Source organism: Streptomyces hamibioticus, assembly GCF_047946815.1.
Classification (GTDB): domain Bacteria; phylum Actinomycetota; class Actinomycetes; order Streptomycetales; family Streptomycetaceae; genus Streptomyces.
On the sequence record NZ_JBKKQY010000001.1, the window covers coordinates 7,323,295 to 7,345,265 of the forward strand.

Genomic DNA, 21,971 nt, shown 5'->3' on the forward strand with positions numbered 1-21,971 from the left:
CCGCATCGTCAAGACGAGAGGAACACCAGCTGCGCCGTCTTCGTCACACAGCCCCGAAAGCGGTGACCTCTCCCCAAATCCGGCACCATGGGGCATGATTCCGCGGCACCCCTCAAGATCTCGTTGCGCGTGGGTGTCCGGCCGGGTGGCCTGCCCCCCCCCGCGTGCGGCCCCAGGGGTACGCGGTTCGGGCGCGAGGCAGGGAACCTGGAGCGGGTTACAGGCCGCGGGCGTCGGCGAGGTGGGCGGCCTGGTCGAGCATGCGGATCGGGACGCGTCCGCTGCCGTGTGCGTCATTGAACGCTTCTCATCCTGTGGTTCGCGGGTGACGACGGCTGGCGGTCAGGGCCCGTGACGTGGCAGGGCTCCTGGTCGTTTCGGCTGGTGATCTCACTCGCCAACGTCTCGACGCAGGAGCCCTGTTGGTCCCGTATCGTGCCATGCTCGACGTCCCACTCAAGGTCGTTGAGCATGTTTCCTGGCTGATCTACGCCCGAAGGTGTGAGCTGAACTCCCGCTGGCGCAGGCTGAGCTGCTTCCGGCAGGCCCTGCTCGTCCTGGTGCACCTGCGCAAGAACGAGACTCTGGCCCAGGTCGCCGCGGGGTTCGGCGTCTCCACCGCCACCGCCGGCCGGTACGTGAGCGAGACGATCGACCTCCTCGCCGAGCGCGCCCCAAGCCTGCACGAGGCCCTGCGCGAGCCGCCTCCGGAGGGGTTCGTCATCCTCGACGGCACCCTGATCACCACCGACCGCATCGCGGCGGACCAGCCGTACTACTCGATGAAGCACCGCCGCCACGGAATGAACGTGCAGGCCGTGGCCGCTCCGGACGGAACACCCCTGTGGTTCTCCCGTGCTCTGCCCGGCCGCACCCACGACCTGACAGCCGCCCGTGCACACGGTGTGATCCACGCCTGTCTGTCCCGTCAGCTCCTCGTCCTGGCCGACCGCGCCTACCAGGGGGCCGGCGCCACCGTCCGCACTCCCTATTACCGCCACCACGAGCTTCCCGAGCACTACCGGCAGTACAACCAGGACCACGCCCGGCTGCGAGCACCGGGCGAACGCGCCTTCGCCCGCCTCAAGCAATGGCGGATCCTCCGCAAGGCCCGGTGCAGCACCAACCGCATCGGTCGCACGGTCGCTGCCATTCACGCCATCGAGATCATCTGGCGCTCAGGATGAGAAGCGTTCATTGAAGGACGGCACGGAGCCCACGTGGTCGCCGAACTTGCGGCGGGTCGCGTCCAGGAGCACGGAGGCGGCGCTGGTCTCCAGGCCGCTGTCGCCGCGGGCCTCGGCTCGGATGGCTCCGAGCATGCAGCGCGCGCCGTCCTCGTCGACCAGGGCGCCGGAGCACCAGCCGCCGGTGAGCAGCCGGTGGTGGGCGCGCTGCAGAAGGGCGGCGACCGGGGTTGGGTAGGAGGCCAGCGGCGGCTGGAGTGTCGGGGTCAGCGGAACGGTGACGACGTCGGCCAGGTTCACCGGCTCGTGGGGATGTGCGCGGTGTTGACCTCGTAAGCGACGGCCGCTTCGTCCAGGCGCGCGGTCATCTCCGCTTTCACGAGGGTGAGGCGTTCCTCGAGGGTCAGTTCCGCCGGCGGCGCGGCGGCCGGGACGGACGGGGTGGGCTGCGTGGTCGGGGCGGGGGGGGGCTATGACGGGGAAGGGCGAGGTCTGGGACATCGGGGCTCCAGGCAGGGGACGCCGAAGGGCGCCGCCAGGATCGTTCTCCGGCGGCGCCCTTCGGCGTCGTGCAGCGGGGGAGGGGAGCGGGCGCTAGTAGTGCTTCGTTGAGTTCTGGGGGCTGGCAGGGGGTAGCCGCAGGTGGTGCAGGTGCCGCTCCAGCACCTCAGCAGGTCTTGGAGGCCGTCGAGGACCTGGTAGAGGGTCAGGCCGGTATGCGGACTTTTGGGTCGAGCCGCCTGAGGGTGAGGAACGCCTGGGCGGCGGCGACGAGGGTGACGTGGCGGTGCCCGGACATGACCTGTGGCCTCTGGCCCCTGAAACGTGAAACGAGGACACTTTCTTCGGTCCGATCGAGGTCTTCCACGACCTGGAAAGCCGGCCCCGCACCCGCCGGTTCCACCGCTGGAACAGCTGCGGGTGGCACCACTCGGAGTTCCACAACGGGCCCGCCCGCATCCTGTACCGGGGCAAGGTCAACGAGCTGCTGCGCGAGGCCGGCATCGAGTACGAGCTGGCTGCCGAAGGCGAGGACCTCGGGCGCCTGGTCGCCGTCACCGACGACGCCCGCAGCGCCCTGGTGCACCGGGCGCTCAACGACAGTGCCGCGGACATCACCACACGGGTCCGCCACGCGATCGCCCTGTTCTGCGGCCGGACGCGACGGTGGGGAGTAAGCGGTCGGCGATCGTCGCCCTCGCGGCCGTCCTCGAGGAACGCCGCGCCCTGCTCAAAGACAAGCTCGGCAAGGACGAGGGGGCACTGTTCGAGATCGCCAATCGCTACGACCTGAGCCACCGCAAGGCAGACCAGCGCGGCGACTACGACGAAGCGTTCCTGGACTGGATCTTCTGGTGGTACCTCGGAACGGTGGAGCTGACCAACCGGCTCCTTGCGTCGCGGACCGCTGGCTGACCCTCGCGCACTATCACCCGAATCCGTGGTCGAAGCCTTTCAAGACCGGGTCAAGCTCGGCGGCGCCGCCGCGCAGCGAGCACAGCCGGACACCCGGCTGCTCGGCTGCGTCCCAGCGCCCGGTCCAGCGGAAGCCCCGGCGCCCCGGCCAGCGCCTCTTCGCAGTCGACGGCGTGCACGACTCCGCCCCGGCCGGCCCCGCGGCCGCCGGCCTTCGCCAGCACTCAGCCGGACGGCCGCCGCGGCCCCGGCGCCTCCTGTACGGGCGAGGGCGGTTTCAGGTACTCGGTGGGCACGGCGTCGTAACACCGTCCCCGGGCCGCACGTGGTTCGGAGCGCGCCCAGACCCGGTACTCGGCAGGCTTCACGGAGTCCCCAAACTGGTGGAGAAGCAGTATTCCGATGGTGCGCTATGCATCGGGTGGGCTCTGACAGGGTCATAGGGAGCCGAATTGACGCCGGGTCTTCGTTCACTTCAAGCAGCAGCGATTATCTGCCCGTGTGGGCAGCAGTCGGCCATCTTGACACTCGTAAATGTTCATGAGAAGTGACATCAAGTCCCCACATTGCCGGGTGCCGGAAATCAGCGCGCAGGCCGACTGCCGTGTCCGGCAGAGGAGGGGGCGCGCTCGGACGGTCATGATGCTGTATGGGGCGCTCCTGGCATCCGGGGCTGCGGGAAATGAAATAGCGAGGCGGGGGACAGTGATCGATGTGTTCGGCAGGGCCGTGGACGTGTTCATGGTGGCCGTGGGGCTGGGGTGCGTGGGGCTGGGATGCTGGGCTGTGCTCCGGCCGCGCCGGCCACCGGAGCCGATCCAGGGGCCTGTGTGGGTGGTCCTTACCTGGGGGCTCGGCTTTGTCCTGCTGGGAATCTCCATCGCCGTTGAGACGGTGACCCTCATGGCAGGCGGGGAGCCGGGCCGGGTGGCGGACGTGACCCGCTGGGTCGCCGGGCCGCTCGTAGTCGGCTCGATCCTGGCTGCCTTCGTCGCCCGGCGGCGGGAGCGGTGCCGGGACCGGGCCGTTCATGAGCGGCGGCCGCAGTGAACCGGTCCGCTTCCTGGAGCGAGGCGACGCTTGTGGCCGCAGCTTGCTGGGCGGTCAGCGGCCTGGGATACGGTGTGCTCGCCGCCCTCGACGAGCCTCACCTGTCCGTTGCGCCATTCATTGGAATGGGGCTCGTCCAGTGGTTCTGGGCGCGCCATCGCTTCTGATCAACAGCGGTCGCAGCCGGCCTCGCAGGGGATGTCGTGCTGTTCGCGCTCGCTGACGTTCTGCGGCCGGAGCTGGGCCGGTATGTCGCGGACGCGCTGGCTACGGGGACCGCGGCGACCGTCTCCGTAGTGCTGTGACCGCATAGGTTCGCGGGGTTGGCGGTCGGAGCGGTTGGATGTGGCGCTGGGCGAGATGGACCACGGTGCGCAGCAAGGAAGTCTCGACCAGGAGGGCGCCGGCTTCATCGACACGGTCGCCGTACACCACACCTGGGGCTCGATGAGCCAGGGCCACGCCGCCTCGGTCTCGAACCCCTGTGCCGCCATGCCGTCGATGCACATCGGCTGGTCCACCTGGTGCGGCACGATGATCGCGGTCTTCGCGGGGCACCGCTGGGCCAAGGTCCTGGGCATCCTCTATCCGGTCGCCACCCTGCTCGTGATCATCTCCACCGCCAACCACTTCTGGACCGACGCGCTCGGTGGTCTGATCTGCCTCGGCTTCGGGTTCGCGTTCAGCTACGTCTGGTTCGGAGCCTTCCCCTGGCAGCTGCCGCAGTACGTCATCCCTGTCCCGAAAGGCCTACGACGTAGCGGAGGCTGTCCGCAGTGACGTGGCCGTGAACTGGCTTCTTGGCGCCGGCCAGGAACACCACGGACGCGAGGAGAAGCGCGCGTACGCCGGCGTCCAGTCCCAGCCGGCGTGGAGCAGCACCGGAACGGCGATGGCCCCGTTGTTGCGGGTGGACGAGGGCGACACCGGACACTTCAGGGTCTTCGTCGGCATGGCGGGCGCTGACCATGCCGTCGAGACGTCAGCTGCCCGTCGTGACAGTCCGCTCCGTCGAGAATGCTCCCCAGGTGCCGTCCGGCCGCCGCGGTCTGATCCTCACGTCATACGTCTTGCCTTCTTCCGTGCCCAGGTTGACGGTGTGCCTCGCCCGTCCCCCGCGCGCGTCGTCACCCCCGGCCAAGGTCGTCACGAACACCTCGTCGAGGTAGACCTCGTACTCGGCCACGAGTCCGTCCGACCTGGGCGGTGTCCACGACAGATCCAGGTAGTACGCCTTGTCCTTCGTGTCCTTGCGCACCGAGACCTGGAAGTCCTCGGGCTCCGCCCCGCCGCCTCCGCCCTGAGCGGTGGTCAGTCGCAGTGGTGCACTGGCAGGGGAGAGGTTGTCCGCCGCGTCCCGGGCGCGCACCGTGAAGACGTAGCCGGTGCCCGGTCGGAGACCGGTGAGGACGGCCCTCGTCTCCGCACCGTCGACCGTGTGAATTTTCGCGTCGCCCTGATAGATGTCGTACGAGACGACTCGCTGGTCGTCCGTCGAGGCAGTCCAGCGCAGGTCGGCGGCTCGCGATCCGTTGGTCTTCCCGCGAAGCCGACCGGGGCGGGTCGGCGGTTGGCCGTCCTCGGCGGGCGCGGCGAGGGTGGTGACGGCGACCTTGCGGCTAGGGGCGGAGTAGTTGCCGACGGTGTCTCGGGTGCGGACGGTGAACACGTAGTCGGCGGACGGTTTCAGGCCGACGATGTCGACCATGGTGCGGTCCGCGTCGACCTCCTTGACCTTCTTCCCGGCCTGCAGGACCTCGTACGCCTGCACAGCCTGGCCGTCCTTGGCGGCCTTCACCCGCTTCCACATGACGTGGACGGTGGTCGCACTGCTGGACTGCGCGGTGACCCCGGTCGGGGGCGCAGGCGGCCGCTCTTCACCGCTGCTGCACGCCGTGAGCGCCAGCAGGGCGACGGACAAGAGAAGGGCAGGCCGACGCCCGGGTGTGCGGGACTCGGGCATGACTTTCCTCCGACGCCGGATTGAGGATGAGATCATGTCAACCTTCGGGACCATGCGATCTGCGGAGATGTCGGAAGAAGGAGCGAAGAGGGCGGATGGGCCCGCCGTTGACGGCACGGCGGGCCCCGGTGCGGACCGTTCAGCGGCCGATTGCGCAGGCGTCCCCGTTGAGCGTGAACCGCGGCGGCGGCGAGGAGTCACCGGTGTGGCCGGCGAGGTAGCCAAGGGTGACGTGTGCGCCGGGTGCGATCGTGGCGTTGTGCGAGGCGTTGCCGGCCGTGATCGTGTTGCTTCCCTGCGTCAGGTCGGTGTTCCAGTCGGAGGTGACGGTCTGGCCGAGAGCCAAAGGGAACTTCAACGTCCAGCCGTTCACCGGGGTGCTGCCGGTGTTGGTGATCGTCAGGTCGACGGTCGTGCCGGTCCCCCAGGTCCGCACGGTGCGATCCACCCGGCAGGTGGGTTCCTCCCGCGCGAACGACACGCGGTGCAGGCCGCCGGGCAGGTCGTTGACGACGTAGAACTCTCCGTCGACGGTCACGCCGATCGACGTCACCTGGGTGGGCATCTCCCCGATCTCTGCCTGCTCGTAGCCGCCTTCACCGTCGGGGCGCAGCGCCCAGACCGTGGACGAGCAGTAGTCGGTGGCGATGTACGTGCCGCCGACGAGGCCGGCGTACTTCTGGCCCCGGTAGACGTGACCGCCGATGATCGAGCAGCCGCCGGTGTACGGGGAGTAGGTGAAGACTGGTTCGGTGTGCTGCTCGCCGGGTACGCAGTGGCCTCCTCGGAACTTCTCCAGACCCTCGTAGCAGGACCAGCCGAGGTTCAGCCCACCCTGACCGGCCGGGAGGTGGTTGACCTCTTCCCATCGGCCCTGTCCGACGTCCCCGATCCACATCGAGCCGTCGGCGTCGTCGAAGGAGAACTTCCACGCGTTGCGCAGCCCGTACAGCCAGATCTCGTCACGGGCGCCGGGGGTGTCCACGAAGGGATTGGCACTGGGCACGCAGTAGCCGAGTTGACCGCAGCTGCGGCTGACGTCGATGCGCATGATCTTGCCGAGGAGGGTGTCCAGGCGCTGCCCGGCGCGCAACGGGTCGGCGGAGCCGCCTCCGTCGCCGATGCTCCAGTACAGGTTGCCGTCGGGGCCGAACGCGATCTGGCCGCCGTTGTGGTTGCTGTACTCGGCGTGTGGCTGGGAGAGCAGGGGTTCCAAGCGGGAGTCGTCGAGCCGGTATCGGGCGAGCGTGACCGCGCCGTCGGGCAGCGCCGTGTACACCAGGTACAGGTGGCGGCTGTCGGCGAAGTCCGGCGGGACGGCTATGCCGAGCAGGCCGCGTTCGTTGCCCGATTCGTCCACGGCGGACCTGATGTCGATGAGCGGGTCCCGGGCCAGACCGGTGCCCGGGTGGTAGACGCGAACGGTGCCCGACTTCTCGGCGATGAGCAACCGGTCCGTGCCGTCGTCGGGGGCGACGAGGGCGATGGGCCGCCGCAGGCCGGAGGCGACCTGGGTGGTGGTCGCCTTCAGCGACGGCAGGGGGACGGCCGAGGGGTCCGCCGCCGTGCGGGCACGCACGGTGTCCGCCGACGCGGGCGGGGCCGACGCGGGCGGGGCCGACGCGGCGGCGGACAGCGGGGTGAGGGTGGTGAACAGGAGGGCCAGCAGGAGCGGTCCGGTCCAGCGGCGTCTTGGCATGTCGGCTCCAGGTATCAAAACGCTCGTCAGGTGGTGGTGTTCGCATACGGGGGACGCGGCCCGGTGGCGTATCCCGTAAGACGCGCACATGGCGGCGAACGCCACCCCTCGGGGCCGGTCAGGCGGCCCTGATGTTCGGGCGGCGCGTGGGTGTGTCCGAGCACCGTGGTAGGGCGGAGAGCGGTGTCCCGCCGGACGCGGGCTCGTCCGGCGGGACAGCTCATGGGCGCCGGCTCAGCGGAAGTTCACGTCGCTGCACAGGAAGTACGTCTGGTCCATGTGCGACGCCTGCCAGATCGTGTAGACGATGTGGCGACCGCTGTACCCGGACGTACTGACCGGGATCGAGTAGTTCTGACTGGGCCCGTAACTGCCGGTGCGGGCCACCAGCTGGAGGTCGCTCCAGCGCAGCGGCTGGGTGGTCGGGTCGAAGCCCTGCCGGCTGACGTAGACCAGGAAATAGTCCGCGCCGTGGCTGGCCTGGTCGTACAGCTTCACGGTGAAGTTGCTGGCGATATCCGTGGTCTTCCAAGCACCCACGGCGTCCAGGGAGTTGTAGCGCCCCCCCTCGGTGCGGCCGCCGCTGCACAGCTGGCCGTCGGGGACTGCTGCCTGGAAGTTGCCGCCGGATCCGTTGCGGTACAGACCGTTCCAGTTCCACATGGCGTTGGGGTTGGCCTGCCACGCCTGCCAGCACATGGGGTCTTGCTGGGCCATGGACGGATCCATGTGGTTGCTGCCCCATCGTTGCCAGCAGCTGTAGTTACGGGTCGCGGGGTCGACGACCGAGCCGTGGGCCACGGCGGTGCCGCTCCAGGGGAGCAGGCTGAGGAGCATCGCCGCGAGGAGGCTCAGAACGAGCGTCGAACGGCGCCGCACCAGACTGCTGTGATCATGACAAGTCACGGTCTCCTTCTTTCCCATGGGGGGATGCCGGGTCTCGGCGTGGGGATGAAGCGATTGGGAGCGCTCCCATAAACTCCAGATTGAGTGTCATGAGACGAAGCGGCAACGTTCATTTGCGCCACTTCCGCGCCAGGTGGCGCGAACCTTCCCCTGCAGAGCGGGAGTCGACGCCCGTCGCGATGCCCTGCGGCAGGAGCGGCGGTCCTGGTCCACTGCGCGCGCCCTCGCGATCCACCGTGCCCGGCCGGCCCTCCCATCCCGACGGCCGTCCCTCCCATCCCGACGGGGTGCCTGGCGTCCCGGACGTGCGCCAGGTGCGTATCAGCAGGCCGGAGCCGGTCGATCACGGACGGCCATGGCCCTAATATTGGGCTTCTTGTGGGTGGGGGGAGAAGTTCATGGGCAAGCAGCGCCCCGGCGCGGGGCCGACCTTGGAGGAGGTGGCCGCGCTCGCCGGTGTGGGGCGGGGCACTGTCTCCCGCGTGATCAACAACGTGGCAGGAGTGAAGGAGTCGACGCGCCGCGTCGTGCAGCATGCCATCGCCGAGCTGGGGTACGTACCCAACCTGGCGGCCCGGTCGCTGGCCGGGCGCCGTACGGACGCGATCGCTCTGGTGATGACGGAGCCCGACTGGCGGAAATTCGCGGAGCCGTTCTTCTCGGAGACCATTCGTTCCGTCGGGGAAGCGTTGACCGACACCACGATGCAACTGCTGCTCACCCAGGTGCGCATGGACCAGGAGCGAAAGCGTTTCGTCGAGTACGCGCGTGGCGGCCGGGTGGACGGCGTGCTGTTGATGTCCGTGCACGCCAACGACCCACTGCCCGACATGCTCGCGGACGCGGGCGTGCCCACCGTGATGCTGGGCCGTCGCTCGGCCGACGAGAGCATCACCTACGTGGACGCGGACAACGCCGGGGGCGCCCGAAGCGCGGTCACCCATCTGCTGAACAGCGGCCGCAGCGCGGTCGCGACCATCACCGGGCCGCTCGACATGTACGTCGCCCAGTGCCGGTTGCGCGGCTACCGCGAGGCGCTGGGGCGCGCGGGCCTCGACGCGAAACCGTCCTGGGTCGCCGAAGGAGACTTCACCGAGGAGAGCGGCCGCGCGGCGATGGCGGAGCTCATCGCGCGGGACCCGGGGATCGACGCCGTGTTCGCCGCATCGGACAGCATGGCCGCCGGAGCGCTGAACGCCCTGCGCGCGGCGGATCGCCGAGTACCGCAGGACGTCGCCGTGGTCGGATTCGACGACTTCCTCCTGGCGCAGCGTACGGAGCCCACATTGACGACAGTGCGCCAACCGCTCCAGGAGATCGGCCGGACCATGGTGCGGCTGCTTCTAGAGGAGATGGAGGATTCGGGGGTGGCCTGGCGGCATGTCAGCCTGCGCACAGAATTGGTGCTCCGCGGCTCCGCCTGACCCGCTCGCCCCACTTCACCACACGTGGCGCCTGTCGGCCCCGGCCCGCCGGGCCGGTCTCCGCGCCCGCCGTGACGCTGTGCGTCGACTTGCCGTCCCATTCCTCGGGTTGGCCCCTCACCGACGCCGTCCGGGAGCGCTCCCAGCGCCCCGGGCGTGGAGCCCCTGACTGCGGCGATGACGAGCAGGCGTTGCGTTCGACCGCCTTGCCGTGGCCGTACTTGAACGTGACGTGTTTCGTCACGTCGGCCGTGTCGTGCAGGAGTGATCCGCCGGTTGACTCGTCCGGGAGCGTCCGCGACCGAGCCCGAGGGTGGAGCGGTCCCTGCGATGGCCCCGTATCGCGCGCGCCGTTCCCAGTCCAGCGTGACCGACGGCGGCCTGCCGGTGGGCGTGTAGGTGGACCTGATCCAGACCGGCAGCGCAACCGCGGCCACGCGTCGGCGTGGGGAAACCGGGCGAGCGCGTCCGCACCTCGGTCTCCGCACAGCAGGGCTTACCTCGCAGAGCATGGCGTTCTCCCCCTGCAGTAAGCGGGGGCTCCAGCACAAGGCTGGAGCCCCCGAGGGAGTCAGCTGGTGGGGAAGGCGTCGGGGGTACTGATGCGGCTCTTGAGCAGCGCCCCCGATTCCGTGAGCACACCGGCGCTGCTGTAGTCGGTGCCATTGCAGGTGCCGGGTTTGAACGCGGCGCTGCCCTCATTGGCGTCGGAGTAGGTCCAGTTGGCGTAGCCGATCTTCAACTGGTCCAGTAGGTCCAGCCAGGCCACGGAGCTGGCGCGGTCGACCGCGCCCCCGCCGGTGTAGGTAACCGTCCCGAACTCGGTGACGAACAACGGCAGTTTCGTGGCCGCACGGCTCACCGTGGCACGGTAGTTGTCCTTGTGGCTGGCGGCGTAGAAGTGAAACGCGTACATGATGTTGGTGGCGTTGACCGGGTTGTTGATGATCTCCGTCTCGTTGGAGCCGTCCGAGACGCCCAGCGAGGACCAGCCGCGGGTGCCGACGATGATGACGGCGTCCGGGTCGGCAGCGCGGATGACCGGGATGACCTGCTCGGCGTAGCTCTTGATGGTCGCCCAGCTCACGCCGTTGGGCTCGTTGGCGATCTCGTAGATCACGTTCTTCTTGTCGGCGTTGCGGGCGGCGACGGACGCGAAGAACGTCTTGGCCCGCTCGAGGTTGAAGTTCGGGTCGCCCGGCGTCAGGGTGTGGAAGTCGATCATGGCGTACATGCCGCGTGCCTCGGCCATGTCGACGAGGCTGTTCACCCGGCTGGTGAAGCCCGCCGGGTCGGTCTCGTAGCCGCCCTCCTGCACGTACATGGCGATGCGGAACAGGTCCGACTTCCAGTCCTTGGCCAGCGCGTCCAGGGAGGCGTTGTTGTAGCACTTGCTGAACCACTGAATGCCGTGCGTGCTCATGCCGCGCAGCTGGATGGGGCGGTTGTACTGGTTGCACAGGTACACGCCGCACACCTTGAGCTGCCCGTTGATGCCGACCGGGGTGCCGGTGGGCGGCTCGGGGTCCGGGTCCGGCGGGGGCTCCTCGCCGCCGATGGTGCCGGTGCAGGCCACGCCGTTGAGCGTGAAGGCGGCGGGCTTCGGATTGGCGCCCGTGAACGTACCCGTGAAGCCCAGGTCGGCGGAGCCGCCGGTGGCCAGGGTGCGGTTCCAGTCGGCGTTGGTGACGCTGACCGCGGAGCCGGACTGCGACCAGGTGCCGTTCCAGCCCTGGTTCACCTTCTGCCCGCCGTCGGCCCAGGTCCACTTCAGGGTCCAGCCACTGACGGGGTCACCCAGGTTGGTGACCTTCACCCCGGCCTGGAAACCACCCGACCACTGGTTCGTGATCGTGTAATCGACCTTGCAGCCCGTGGCGGCCGCCGCCGGTGGGCTGACGAGAACGGTGAGGCCCAGGACCATCGCGCAGGTCGCCAGTAAGGCCAGTAGACGTTTCACAGCTCTTTCTCCTTGTCTGCCGATAGAGCTTGAATTGGGAGCGCTCCCAAAACAGGGCGGGGATATGTTCCGCCCTGTTCGATGTGTGGCGGGTCAGGCCGGGGGCGTGCCCCAGGCCAGGGTCGTGCCGGTGTATGCGGGAACGGCCGGTGCATCGGTGTACGTCGTCGAGGTCGTACGGCTGTAGTCGTTCGCTTCGTTGAAGTTCGACCAGTCCGCCTTGCTCATCCTCAACTGGATGTCACCGCTGTTGGCGCCGGCGGCCAGCGAGCCGCCCGTGAAGCTCACCTCCAGATAGGCGTCCGCGCCCGAGACGGGTGTCGCCAGCGGCACGACCCGCAGCTTGACCTGCGCGCAGCCCACGGCCGCGTAGTCGCACCAGGCGCTCACGGAGGCCGATCCGTCGCGGGTGAAGTAGTAGCGCAGCGCGATGGCGTCGAGTTTCACGGTGGAGCTGCCGGTGTTCACGACCTGGAGCGAGGGCCGGATGGCGTTGTCCGTCGCGGAGCCGTCGTTGTTCTTGTACCGCACCTTCACGGCCCCGGACGAGGTGTCAGAGGACTGCGTGGTCACGTTCAGCGCCGCCGAGGGAGCGGAGACGTTACCTGCCGCGTCCCGGGCCCGCACGGTGTAGCTGTACGCCGTGGAGGGCGAGAGCCCCGTGTCGGTGTAGGTCGTGCCGGTCACCGGCGCCGCGTTCACCTTGGTCGTTCCCCGATAGACGTCATACCCGCTCACCCGGGTGTTGTCGGTCGACGCCGTCCAGGACAGCGCAACGCTGGTGGAAGTCTTGGCGGTACTGGCCAGGCCGGTGGGGGCGGTGGGCGCCTGGGTGTCCTCGGGGTCCGTCGGCCCGTCGTACACGTCGCTCAGGCTGATGCCGGTGGTGCTGCCGGCGCCGCCCAGGGGAACCTCGTGGTCGAGGCTGACGAACTTGCCGCCGTGCTGCCACAGCGCCGGCTTGAGCAGAGCGTATTTCTCCTCGTCCCAGGACTTCCAGTCGCCGAGCAACAGGCCGCCGGTGTCACCGGAGTTGGGGTTGAGGCACCAGAACGTCTGGTGAATCCGGTGCTCGACGATGAGGTCCCGCAGTGCGGTCATCCACTTCTGGTTCGGGCCGCCGTCGAGGAAGCCTCCCCACTCGCCGATCAGGAGCGGGGCTTTGTTCTCCTTGTGCAGGTAGAGCCAGTTGGGGTCCCAGACGTCGCGCTCGAGCGTGGTGCGGTTCCAGTCGCCGGTGAACCAGGGCTGCTGGTGGACCAGCGGCCCGTAGTCGTGCGGGGAGTACACGAGCTGGTCGTTGTGCGCGCCGAGGTCCACGGGATGGTCGCGGACGCCACGCAGGTTGCCGCCCCACCAGTTCGAGTGGTAGTCGGTGGGAGTGGTGGAGGTCCAGCTCGCACCGGCCTTGGGATAGATCTCGATGCCCTCGCAGAGCACCAGCAGGTTGGGGTTGATGGCGAGCATCCGCTTGCCGGCGGTCTCGCACACGTGCTTGAAGTTGTCCTGGTCCGTCGAACCGTCCCACTTGGCGCGCGGGGAGGTGCTCGCCGTGCCGTGCGGCTCGTTCTTGACGTCCATGGCTACGACGGTGTCGTCGTTCTTGTAGCGGGCGGTCACCCACTCCCAGGCGGTGTAGAAGTCCTCGGAGGTGATGGTGCCCTTCCACCACACCGGGTAGATATGGCCGGAGTTGTCGGCCTCGGCGCTGTGTACGTCCAGCATGACCTTGATGCCGTACCGCTCGCACAGGGCGAGCCAGTGGTCGAAGACCTCCAGGGAGGTCTTGCCCGCGATCTCGGGGTTAGCATAGGCGTTGACGCCGCTCGGGACGGCGGCCTTGCCGTCCTTCCACTCCAGGAGGAGCTGGGTGGAGATGGGCACCCGGACGATGTTGATGCCCCTGGATGCCATCGACTTGGTGATGTCGGTGATGTTGCCGGACCACAGTCCGTGGAAGACCCGTTCGCCGGCGTTGAAGCCGAACCAGTTGGTGCCGGTGAGCCAGACCTCGTCGCCGTTCGCGTCAACGATCTTGTTGCCCTTGGTGTGCAGCCAGTCGTCGCCGGGTGCGGCGACGGCCGCCTCGCTGCGCGCGGGAGCCGGGCGCTCCTCTGCCCCCAGCGCTGGGCCGCTCGCGAACAGTAGTCCTGTGGTCAGCGCCGCAGCGAGTACCGCCTGGATGCGCCGCAATGGCCGGCTGCGGCCGCGTCTTGATGACAGTCCCACGATGTCCCTTTCTGTCGCATGGCCAGAACAAGAAGCACGGAACAGCGTTGGGAGCGCTCCCAAAATTGCGCGCTGTTCATGAAGCCAGGCGCCTTGAGGGCTGTCAACCTTTTGAACCAAAGCGGCCGACTCGCGCCGGAGCGTGGGGTGTGGCTGCCGCTTTGAGACGAGCGGCAGGGGCGGCTGGTGACGGCCGGGAGGAACACTGGCGGATCATGACGGAGGCGGGGGCGTTCGCGGTGAGGTCGCCCACGGTTCCGCCGAACCAGAAGTTGACGCCGGTGAAGCCCAGCGAGGGGACGCGCACCCCCTGCTGGTCGTTGCTGTTGGCGAGCACGGTGAGCCAGCCGGTGTCGGCGGCGCGGGCGGCCGTCCGTTCCGCGGTCGCGCCCGGCATCAGGACGTACGCGTACGTCGCCCAGGTCGGGTCCGTGCCGTGGTCGAACCACAGGGTCAGGTAGCGGCGGATGACCGGGTCGGTGACGGCGCCCTTGTTGATGTCCGACCAGGCGCCGGTACGGGCCTCGCGCAGTGCCTTCACCGTCGCCCCGCCGGGGAAGACGTACCCGGCGTGTCCGGCGAGGTGGGCCCAGCGCGCGTCGGTGAGGGTGGCGCTCCAGCCGGGGGTCGCGGACTGCGCCGCGCCGTCGACGGTGAAGCCGTGGACGCCGCGGCGCCCAGGTTGCGGTTGTCGACGACCGACTCGACGCCCGTGCCGTCCCGGCCGTGGATGCCCGCGCCGAGGCAGACCACCGCGTCGTCGAGGAAGAACCACGACTTCTTGGCGAGGAGCGTGGACGACAGACCCTTGAGGTACTGGCCGACGGCGGCGTACGTCCCGTCGGTCGCGCCGCCCACCCAGCGGACGTCGGGGCGGGGCGCGCCCCAGGTGCCGCCCTCTCCGTCCGCGGGCGCTTGCGGGAGGCGGTGGTGCCGGGCAGCCGGTACGGGTCGACGGTGGGCCAGAAGTCGTCGCTGTACTGCCCGTTGGCGAAGTCGTCGCCCCACCAGTAGAGCATTCCGGAACCGGTGTGCCAGCCACGCAGGTTCTCGCCGTTGCCGTTCTCGTAGTGCGTGATGCGGTGCGAGGCCATGGAGACGGCGGCGGCCCAGCCGGGGCGGCGGTGCACGGCCCGGTCCATGCCGGGGAAGAGGCGGTGCCCGGACGGCTCGGGGCTCGCCGGTGCGGCGCTGTCGGCGACGGCCTTCAGCCGGGCGAGCTGGGCGACGCCGAGCGAGGGGCTGGAGAGGACCGGGCGGTAGTAGTCGCGGGCGATCCATCCCTTGACCATGGCGTCCCAGCGCGCCTTCTCGGCGGCCGAGGCGCTCTGTGCGGGCAGTGCGACGCAGGCGATGATGCCGTGACCGCGCAGGTGGTCGTCCTGGTGGATCCGGCGGGTGTCGGACTTCTGCACCCCGCGGCTGATCGCGCGCCCCGAGACGCCGTCCATCGCCAGGCCGTTGAAGAGGAAGGGCGCGTACGCCTTCTCGACCGAGTCGAGGACGATCTGCCGACGGGTGTCGGTGACCTCCCAGGCGGAGCCCTTCAGCAGGGCGAAGAGCAGGGAGAGCCCGCCGAGCATGACCGCCCCGTACGACCCGGCGTAGGGAACGTGGGTGTGCTGGAGGAAGCTGCCGTCGGGGTGGAGGCCGTCGCCCTGGGTGACGTACGGGAAGACGGGGGAGAGCGCGTCGCGGGCCAGGGTGAGCTTGGCGGGGTTCTTGCCGAGGACGCCGCGCAGGGCGAGGACGCGGCACAGGTCGACGCGGTTGGCGCCGGTGGAGGTGCCGGTGTAGGAGGCGACCGCGCTGTCGGGGACGAAGTGGTCGACGGCGGCGCAGTGTTCGCCGACTCGGGCGGCGCCGAGGTGGTCGTACAGCAGGACGTCGATGTCGAGCAGCGCCTGCGGGATGCCGATCTGCCAGTTGTACCAGTTGCCGTAGCGGGTCCGGCCCGCGTGGTACGCCTGGTCGTGGAGGTGGTCGAGGCCGGCGAGGATGTCGGCGCGCAGGCCGGGGTCGCCGGTGAGGCCGGTGCCGGGCTGGGCGTGGGCCTCGGCGAGGGTGCGCAGCCGGTTGAAGCTGGTGCCGAGGTTGCCGGAGTAGGTGTAGGACTCGGCGTCGGTGTCCGGTTCGGGGTCGGCGTAGGGCAGGTCGGGCCAGAGGGAGCCGTCCGCGCGTGTCATGGTGGCGCGCAGGTCGCGGGCGGTGGCGCCGAGGGCGGCGAGCCGGCCGGCGTACGGCTCGGCGGTGGGCGTGAAGCCGGTGCCCAGCAGCAGGTCGCGCCAGCGCAGCCGGAGGGTGTCGTGGGCGTCGGCGGCGCGGACGGGGGAGGCGGTGGACGCGACCGCCGAGGCGGAGCCGGCCAGGGCCGCGGCGGCGCGCAGCAGGGCCCTGCGGGAGAGGAGGGGAGGGGAGCGGCCGGGTGGGCCGCGGGTGTCGCGGAGGGCATGCGAAAGGAACCTCCGGGGGAAGGGGTGCGTCGTCGCACCCGGGAAACCACGAGGGGCGAGCGGTTTCTAACACGAGCGTGCAGAGACCGGCAATGAATCACACACAGTCCCACGGAACTGATTGTTCGCGCAGAAACGTTCATATACGATCGCCGGGCGGTGAGACGTCCGTTCGGACGAGGCAGAGGGAGACCGGGACACATGCATGCCGAAGAGAGGCACCAGGCGATCCTGCGCAGGCTCCGGGAGCACGGCTCCCTGCGGGTCACGGAGTTCGCCGAGGAGTTGCAGGTCTCTCCGGTCACGATCCGTCGGGACGTGGAGGCCCTCGCCGAGCGGGGGCTGGTCACCCGGGTGCACGGCGGGGCGCTCCTGCCGGACGGCCCCACGGCGGCGGTGCCGGACGGCGCCCCGGCCGTCCGGACCCCCGCCCGTGAGCTGGTCGTCGGGCTGATCGTGCCGGCCGCCGACTACTACTACCCGGAAGTGATCAAGGGCGCCCGGGAGGCCGCAGCCGAGCGGGGCGTCCGGCTCGTCCTCGGCATCTCCCAGTACGACCACGGCCAGGAGCGGGAGCAGGCCCGGCGGATGCTCGCCGACGGCATCGACGGCCTGCTGATCACCCCGTGCGGCGGGGCCGGCGAGTCCTGGCTCACCGCGCTCGGCGTGCCGTACGTCCTGGTCGAGCGCCGCCCCGGGGACGAACTGCCCGGCGCCGAGCACGTGGTCACCGACCATGTGTACGGCGCCCGGCTCGCCGTACGCCACCTGGCCGAGGCCGGGCACCGGCGCATCACGCTGCTGCTGCGCGACGACAGCCCGCACGGCGCGCCGGTGCTGGAGGGCTACCGCGGCGGCCTGGCGGCGGCCGGGCTGCGAGAGCCGGAGCCGTCGCCGCTGCGGCTGCCCCCGCCGGCCGGTGACGCCGCCGGACGGGAGCGTGTGCTGGGCGAGTTCACCGGCGCCGTGGCCGACGGCCGGCTGGACGCCGCGCTCGTCCACAACGACCACGACGCGCTCGTGCTGCTCCAGCGGCTGCGGACGCACGGCATCGACGTCCCCGGCGACCTCGCGCTCGTGGCGTACGACGACGAGGTCGCCTCGCTCGCCGACATCCCCCTCACCGCGGTCGCCCCGCCCAAGCACGCCGTCGGCGCCGCCGCGGTCGGCCTGCTGGCGGAACGGATCACCGACCCCGGCCGGGCCCGCCACCGCCTGGCGATCCTGCCGGAGCTGCACGTGCGCGCGTCCAGCTCCTGACCTGACCTGACCTGACCTGCGGTGCGCGCCGCACCCGTACCGACGGAGACCCCTCATGTTCCGCGTATCCCCGAGGGTTTCTCCCTCGACGGCCGCCCCCTGCGCCTGCTCTCCGGTGCCCTGCACTACTTCCGCGTCCTGCCCGAGCAGTGGCCGCACCGGCTGCGGATGCTGCGCGCCATGGGGCTCGACACCGTGGAGACGTACGTCCCGTGGAACCTGCACGAGCCACGCCCGGGCCACTACGACTTCACCGGCCTCGCGGACCTCGACCGCTTCCTGCGCGCCACCCGTGAGGCCGGGCTGCACGCGATCGTCCGGCCCTCCCCGTACATCTGCGCCGAGTGGGAGAACGGCGGCCTGCCGTGGTGGCTGCTCGCCGACCCCGAGGTGCGGGCGCTGCGCTGCCGGGACGCGGCGTACGAACGCCACGTGGACCGCTGGTTCGACCGTCTGGTCCCGGTGATCGCCGCGCACCAGGTCACTCGCGGCGGCAATGTGCTGATGGTGCAGGTGGAGAACGAGTACGGCTCCTACGGCACCGACACCGGCCATCTGGAGCACCTGGCCGCCGGGCTGCGGGCGCGCGGCATCGACGTGCCGCTGTTCACCTCGGACGGCCCCGACGACTTCTTCCTGACCGGCGGCACGCTCCCCGGCCACCTGGCGACCGTGAACTTCGGCAGCCGCGCGCGGGAGGCGTTCGCGGACCTGGCGCGGCTGCGGCCCGGCGACCCGCCCATGTGCATGGAGTTCTGGTGCGGCTGGTTCGACCACTGGGGCACGGAACACGTCGTGCGCGACCCCGGGGACGCGGCGGCGACACTCGCGGAGATCCTGGCGGCCGGGGCCTCGGTCAACATCTACATGGCGCACGGCGGGACGAACTTCTCCACCTGGGCCGGGGCCAACACGGACGACCACGTCACCGGGGAGGGCTATCTGCCGACGGTGACCTCGTACGACTACGACGCCCCGATCGACGAACGCGGCGGTGTGACGGAGAAGTTCCGCGCCTTCCGCGAGGTGCTGCGGCGGTACGCCGACGGGCCGCTGCCCGAGCCGCCGCCGCCCGCCCCGCTGCTGCCGCCGTCCCGGCTGGAGCTGACCGGGTCGGTACGGCTCCTCGACGTCCTGGACATGCTGGCGGGCGAGGAGGTGACGGCCCCGCTGCCGCCGTCCTTCGAGGAACTGGGCATCGGGCACGGGCTGGTGCTGTACGGGACGCGGATCCCCGGCCCGCGCTGCCCGCACCCGCTGAGCGTGCGGGGGCTCGCCGACCGCGCGCACGTCCTCCTCGACGGCGAGCCCGTCGGCGTACTGGAACGGGACCGCGCCGAGACCCTGGACGCCGTCGCCGTGCCCGGCCCGTCAGCGCGGCTGGAAGTGCTCGTCGAGTCGATGGGCCGGATCAACTACGGCACCGGGATCGGCGACCGCAAGGGCGTGCGGCGCGTCCTGCACGCCCGCCAGACGCTGCACGGCTGGACGGCCCGGGCGGTGGAGCTGGGACACGGCACGCCCGACGGACTGCCGTGGGGGACGGCGACCGCGGGGCCCGGGCCGGTGTTTCACCGCGGCTTCCTGGAGGTCGCCGAACCGGCCGACGGGTACCTCGCCCTGCCCGGGCTGCGCAAGGGCTACGTCTGGGTCAACGGCTTCTGCCTGGGGCGGTACTGGGAGGAGCGGGGCCCGCAGCGGACCCTGTACCTGCCGTGGCCGCTGCTGCGCGCCGGGCGCAACGAGATCGTCGTCCTGGAACTGGACGGGGTGCGCGACGGCGACGGTGACGCCGACGGCGGGCGGCCGTTCGTGGAGCTGCGGGGGGCCGCCGACCTCGGCTGACCGGGGCGGGACGGGGCGAGGCGACTGCCGTGTCCGGAGGTGGCCGCCGTGCCGCGCACGGACGCGTCGTTTCCGGATCGATATCACTTTGACGATCGTTTGTTCATTCGCTCTTGACTGCGATCGTTTGTGACCGAAAGATGTGCGTCAACCTCACGGCCTCTGGAAGGCCCCGCCCGTAGGAGCACGCGCACATGAAGCCCACCTCCCGCACGTCCGTCGTCGCCCTCGCCGCCGCCACGGCCTCCCTGGCCCTCCTCGCCACCGCGTGCGGCGGCTCCGGGACCGGCACGGCGGACACGGGTACCGGCACCGCCGCCGAGCCCGTCGAGATCACCTACTGGTCCTGGCAGCCGGGCACCAAGGAGATGACCGAGGAGTTCAACCGGACGCACGAGAACATCAAGGTCGTCCACTCGGAGATCCCCGCCGGTCTCAACGGCGGCTACGACAAGCTCGCCAAGGCCGTCAAGGCGGGCAACGCGCCCGACGTCGTCAACGTCGAGTACCAGGCCATCCCCGACCTGGTCACCCAGGGCCTGCTGCGCGACTCGTCCGCCGAACTGGGCGCGTCCGTGAAGAAGGCCCCGGAGTCCGTGCGCAGCCTGGTGACCCTCGGCGACAAGACCTGGGGGGCGCCCTACGACGTGGGCCCGCAGTCCCTGTACTACCGCACCGACCTCTTCGAGGAGTACGGCATCGAGGTCCCGCGGACCTGGGACGAGTTCAGGACCGCGGCCGAGAAGGTGAAGACCGCCTCCAAGGGCAAGGCCCGCATCCTCGACTTCTGGGGCGACGACGTCGCCACCTGGGCGGGCCTCGCCCAGCAGGCCGGCGCCCACTGGTACGGCACCGAGGGCGACGCCTGGAAGGTGAACATCGCCGACACGTCCACCCGCAAGGTCGCCGACTACTGGAAGGACCTCGTCACGAACGACCTGGTCCTCAACCACAAGGGCTGGAGCCCGGAGGCCACCAAGGCCGTCACCGACGAGAAGGCGATCGCTCTGATCGGCGCCTCCTGGAGCGCGGGCTCCCTGAAGACGACGTACCCCAAGCAGGCGGGCAAGTGGGCCCAGGCCCCGCTGCCGCACTGGGGCACCCCCGCCACCGGCGCGGTCGGCGGTACCTCGTTCGCCCTCACCAAGGACACCGAGAAGGCCAAGGCGGCGGCCGAGTTCGCGCTCTGGGCGACCACCGACGCCGCCGCGGTGAAGGCACGCCTCGCCGTCGGCACCTCCAGCGCGCTGCCCGTCGACGAATCGCTGCGCGCCGCCGCGAAGGAGACCTTCGACACCGAGTACTTCGGCGGCCAGGACATCTACGCGGTGGCCTCCGAGCAGGTGCCCACCATCACCGAGGGCTGGACCTGGAGCCCGGTGCACAACTCCACCTCGCTGTCCCTCCAGAACGACCTGGGCAAGGCCATGAGGACCGGCGAGTTCTGGCCCGCCTTCCAGGCGGCGCAGACCGCGGCCGAGAAGGGGATCACCGACCGGGGCCTCAAGCTCGCCGAGTGACCCGGCGGCGCGCCCGCCGACGCGCGGACGCGTCCCCCGTTCCGCCCGGGGCGCGGGCGTGTTCCCTCCGCCCCGCCCGGGCGGCCGGGGAGGTCCCTGGCACCCCGCCACCTCCCGGCACCCCGCCCGGCCCTTCTACGTCATGGAGTCACCGCCGATGGCATCCCGGCTCGTCCGCGGGCAGCGCAGCACGCCGGCCCTCTTCATCGCGCCGTTCCTCGTCCTCTTCCTCGCCACCCTCGCCGCCCCCATCTGCTACGCGGTCTGGATGAGCCTGTTCCGTGAACAGGCCGCCTCCGGACTCGGCTTCGGCGGTACCAAGACCCTGTTCGTCGGCGCCGACAACTACCTGCGCGCCCTGGACTCCCCGGCGTTCCGCCGCGGCTTCCTGCACATCGCGCTGTACTGCCTGGTCTACATCCCGGTGATGGTGGGCGGCGCCCTGGCACTGGCCCTGCTGGTCGACTCCGCGCTGGCCCGCGCCAAGGCGTTCTTCCGGCTCGCCTACTTCCTGCCGCACGCCGTGCCGGGCCTGATCGCCGCCATCATCTGGGGCTTCCTCTACACCCCCGGCCTCAGCCCGGTCATCGACTTCCTGGAGGTCTTCGGCGCGGACGTCGACCTGCTCGGCCCCAACGCGGTGATCTTCTCGCTCGCCAACGCCACGGCCTGGCAGTGGACCGGCTACAACATGGTGATCTTCTACGCCGCGCTCCAGGCCGTGCCCCGCGAGACCCTGGAGGCGGCCCTGGTGGACGGCGCGGGCCACCTGCGTACGGCCTGGTCCGTGAAGCTGCCGATGATCCGCTCCGCCGTGGTCCTGACGATGCTGTTCACCGCGGTCGGCGCCATCCAGCTGTTCAACGAGCCCGAGGTGCTGCGCAGCAGGACCAGCGCCATCTCCACCGAGTGGAGCCCGGTGATGTTCATCTACCAGGCGGCCGTCAGCCGCAGCGACTACGGCCTCGCGGCGGCGGCCTCGCTCCTGCTGGCGCTCCTCGGCGCCGCGCTGTCCTTCGTGATCACCAAGTTCGGCAACCGCTGGAAGGACGCGTGACC

General features: G+C 70.2%; 14 protein-coding genes and 2 pseudogenes. 9 read left to right on the forward strand and 7 right to left on the reverse strand.

Going from position 1 to position 21,971, the window contains the following annotated elements; genetic code table 11:
- The first annotated feature begins 440 nt into the window (after nucleotides 1–440).
- Nucleotides 441–1,187 carry a transposase family protein gene (locus ACLGIH_RS33570; RefSeq protein WP_416529026.1) on the forward strand — a complete coding sequence of 249 codons (747 nt, stop codon included), beginning with the start codon at nucleotides 441–443 and terminating at the stop codon, nucleotides 1,185–1,187.
- Here the strand turns inward: ACLGIH_RS33570 and ACLGIH_RS33575 are convergent.
- The gene (locus ACLGIH_RS33575; RefSeq protein WP_416529027.1) at nucleotides 1,179–1,487 is read right to left on the reverse strand and encodes a DUF6197 family protein; all 309 of its coding nucleotides are present in this window, start codon (nucleotides 1,485–1,487) and stop codon (nucleotides 1,179–1,181) included. The genes ACLGIH_RS33570 and ACLGIH_RS33575 overlap by 9 nt on opposite strands.
- A 499-nt stretch (nucleotides 1,488–1,986) precedes the next feature.
- Between ACLGIH_RS33575 and ACLGIH_RS33580 the strand changes: the two are divergent.
- From ACLGIH_RS33580 to ACLGIH_RS33590, 3 genes and pseudogenes are all read left to right on the forward strand, one after another.
- Nucleotides 1,987–2,603 (forward strand): annotated as a pseudogene (locus ACLGIH_RS33580) (hypothetical protein); the annotation flags it as partial.
- Between the two features lie 705 nt (nucleotides 2,604–3,308).
- Nucleotides 3,309–3,653: a hypothetical protein gene (locus tag ACLGIH_RS33585; RefSeq protein ID WP_416529028.1), complete on the forward strand. Its 345-nt coding sequence runs from the start codon at nucleotides 3,309–3,311 to the stop codon at nucleotides 3,651–3,653.
- A 345-nt stretch (nucleotides 3,654–3,998) separates the two neighbouring features.
- Nucleotides 3,999–4,433 (forward strand): phosphatase PAP2 family protein, encoded by a 435-nt coding sequence (locus ACLGIH_RS33590; RefSeq protein WP_416529029.1) that lies wholly within the window; start codon nucleotides 3,999–4,001, stop codon nucleotides 4,431–4,433.
- 202 nt (nucleotides 4,434–4,635) lie between these two features.
- On the opposite strand, the gene ACLGIH_RS33595 is transcribed toward ACLGIH_RS33590, so the two are convergent.
- From ACLGIH_RS33595 to ACLGIH_RS33605, 3 genes are all read right to left on the reverse strand, one after another.
- Nucleotides 4,636–5,574, reverse strand: coding sequence for a fibronectin type III domain-containing protein (locus ACLGIH_RS33595; RefSeq protein WP_416529030.1), 939 nt, complete (start codon nucleotides 5,572–5,574; stop codon nucleotides 4,636–4,638).
- A gap of 181 nt (nucleotides 5,575–5,755) precedes the next feature.
- Complete coding sequence (locus ACLGIH_RS33600) at nucleotides 5,756–7,315, reverse strand: PQQ-dependent sugar dehydrogenase (protein ID WP_416529031.1); 1,560 nt, start codon at nucleotides 7,313–7,315, stop codon at nucleotides 5,756–5,758.
- Nucleotides 7,316–7,549: 234 nt separating this feature from the next.
- Nucleotides 7,550–8,221: a lytic polysaccharide monooxygenase auxiliary activity family 9 protein gene (locus ACLGIH_RS33605; protein WP_416529032.1), complete on the reverse strand. Its 672-nt coding sequence runs from the start codon at nucleotides 8,219–8,221 to the stop codon at nucleotides 7,550–7,552.
- Between the two features lie 398 nt (nucleotides 8,222–8,619).
- On the opposite strand from ACLGIH_RS33605, the gene ACLGIH_RS33610 reads away from it, so the two are divergent.
- On the forward strand, nucleotides 8,620–9,645 hold the full coding sequence (locus tag ACLGIH_RS33610) for a LacI family DNA-binding transcriptional regulator (protein WP_416529033.1): 1,026 nt from the start codon (nucleotides 8,620–8,622) through the stop codon (nucleotides 9,643–9,645).
- 571 nt (nucleotides 9,646–10,216) lie between these two features.
- On the opposite strand, the gene ACLGIH_RS33615 is transcribed toward ACLGIH_RS33610, so the two are convergent.
- The 3 genes and pseudogenes from ACLGIH_RS33615 to ACLGIH_RS33630 form a co-directional block, all read right to left on the reverse strand.
- A complete protein-coding gene (locus tag ACLGIH_RS33615; RefSeq protein ID WP_416529034.1) occupies nucleotides 10,217–11,605 on the reverse strand; it encodes a cellulase family glycosylhydrolase in 1,389 nt (462 codons plus the stop codon).
- Nucleotides 11,606–11,698: 93 nt separating this feature from the next.
- On the reverse strand, nucleotides 11,699–13,798 hold the full coding sequence (locus tag ACLGIH_RS33620; RefSeq protein ID WP_416529556.1) for a cellulase family glycosylhydrolase: 2,100 nt from the start codon (nucleotides 13,796–13,798) through the stop codon (nucleotides 11,699–11,701).
- 241 nt (nucleotides 13,799–14,039) lie between these two features.
- Nucleotides 14,040–16,224, reverse strand: a pseudogene (locus ACLGIH_RS33630) (polysaccharide lyase 8 family protein); the annotation flags it as partial.
- A gap of 264 nt (nucleotides 16,225–16,488) precedes the next feature.
- Between ACLGIH_RS33630 and ACLGIH_RS33635 the strand changes: the two are divergent.
- From ACLGIH_RS33635 to ACLGIH_RS33650, 4 genes are all read left to right on the forward strand, one after another.
- Nucleotides 16,489–17,547, forward strand: a complete 1,059-nt coding sequence (locus ACLGIH_RS33635; protein WP_416529036.1) for a substrate-binding domain-containing protein — start codon at nucleotides 16,489–16,491, stop codon at nucleotides 17,545–17,547.
- Between the two features lie 21 nt (nucleotides 17,548–17,568).
- Complete coding sequence (locus ACLGIH_RS33640) at nucleotides 17,569–19,392, forward strand: glycoside hydrolase family 35 protein (protein WP_416529037.1); 1,824 nt, start codon at nucleotides 17,569–17,571, stop codon at nucleotides 19,390–19,392.
- Between the two features lie 194 nt (nucleotides 19,393–19,586).
- Complete coding sequence (locus ACLGIH_RS33645; RefSeq protein ID WP_416529038.1) at nucleotides 19,587–20,912, forward strand: ABC transporter substrate-binding protein; 1,326 nt, start codon at nucleotides 19,587–19,589, stop codon at nucleotides 20,910–20,912.
- A gap of 157 nt (nucleotides 20,913–21,069) precedes the next feature.
- Nucleotides 21,070–21,969, forward strand: coding sequence for a carbohydrate ABC transporter permease (locus tag ACLGIH_RS33650; RefSeq protein WP_416529039.1), 900 nt, complete (start codon nucleotides 21,070–21,072; stop codon nucleotides 21,967–21,969).
- Nucleotides 21,970–21,971 lie beyond the last annotated feature (2 nt).

What these genes read in the sequence shown, in the direction of transcription:
- ACLGIH_RS33570 (WP_416529026.1), top strand. Translation starts at nt 441, where the DNA reads ATGCTCGACGTCCCACTCAAGGTCGTTGAGCATGTTTCCTGGCTGATC.
- ACLGIH_RS33650 (WP_416529039.1), top strand. Translation starts at nt 21,070, where the DNA reads ATGGCATCCCGGCTCGTCCGCGGGCAGCGCAGCACGCCGGCCCTCTTC.
- ACLGIH_RS33610 (WP_416529033.1), top strand. Translation starts at nt 8,620, where the DNA reads ATGGGCAAGCAGCGCCCCGGCGCGGGGCCGACCTTGGAGGAGGTGGCC.
- ACLGIH_RS33645 (WP_416529038.1), top strand. Translation starts at nt 19,587, where the DNA reads ATGAAGCCCACCTCCCGCACGTCCGTCGTCGCCCTCGCCGCCGCCACG.
- ACLGIH_RS33600 (WP_416529031.1), bottom strand. Translation starts at nt 7,315, where the DNA reads ATGCCAAGACGCCGCTGGACCGGACCGCTCCTGCTGGCCCTCCTGTTC.
- ACLGIH_RS33635 (WP_416529036.1), top strand. Translation starts at nt 16,489, where the DNA reads ATGCATGCCGAAGAGAGGCACCAGGCGATCCTGCGCAGGCTCCGGGAG.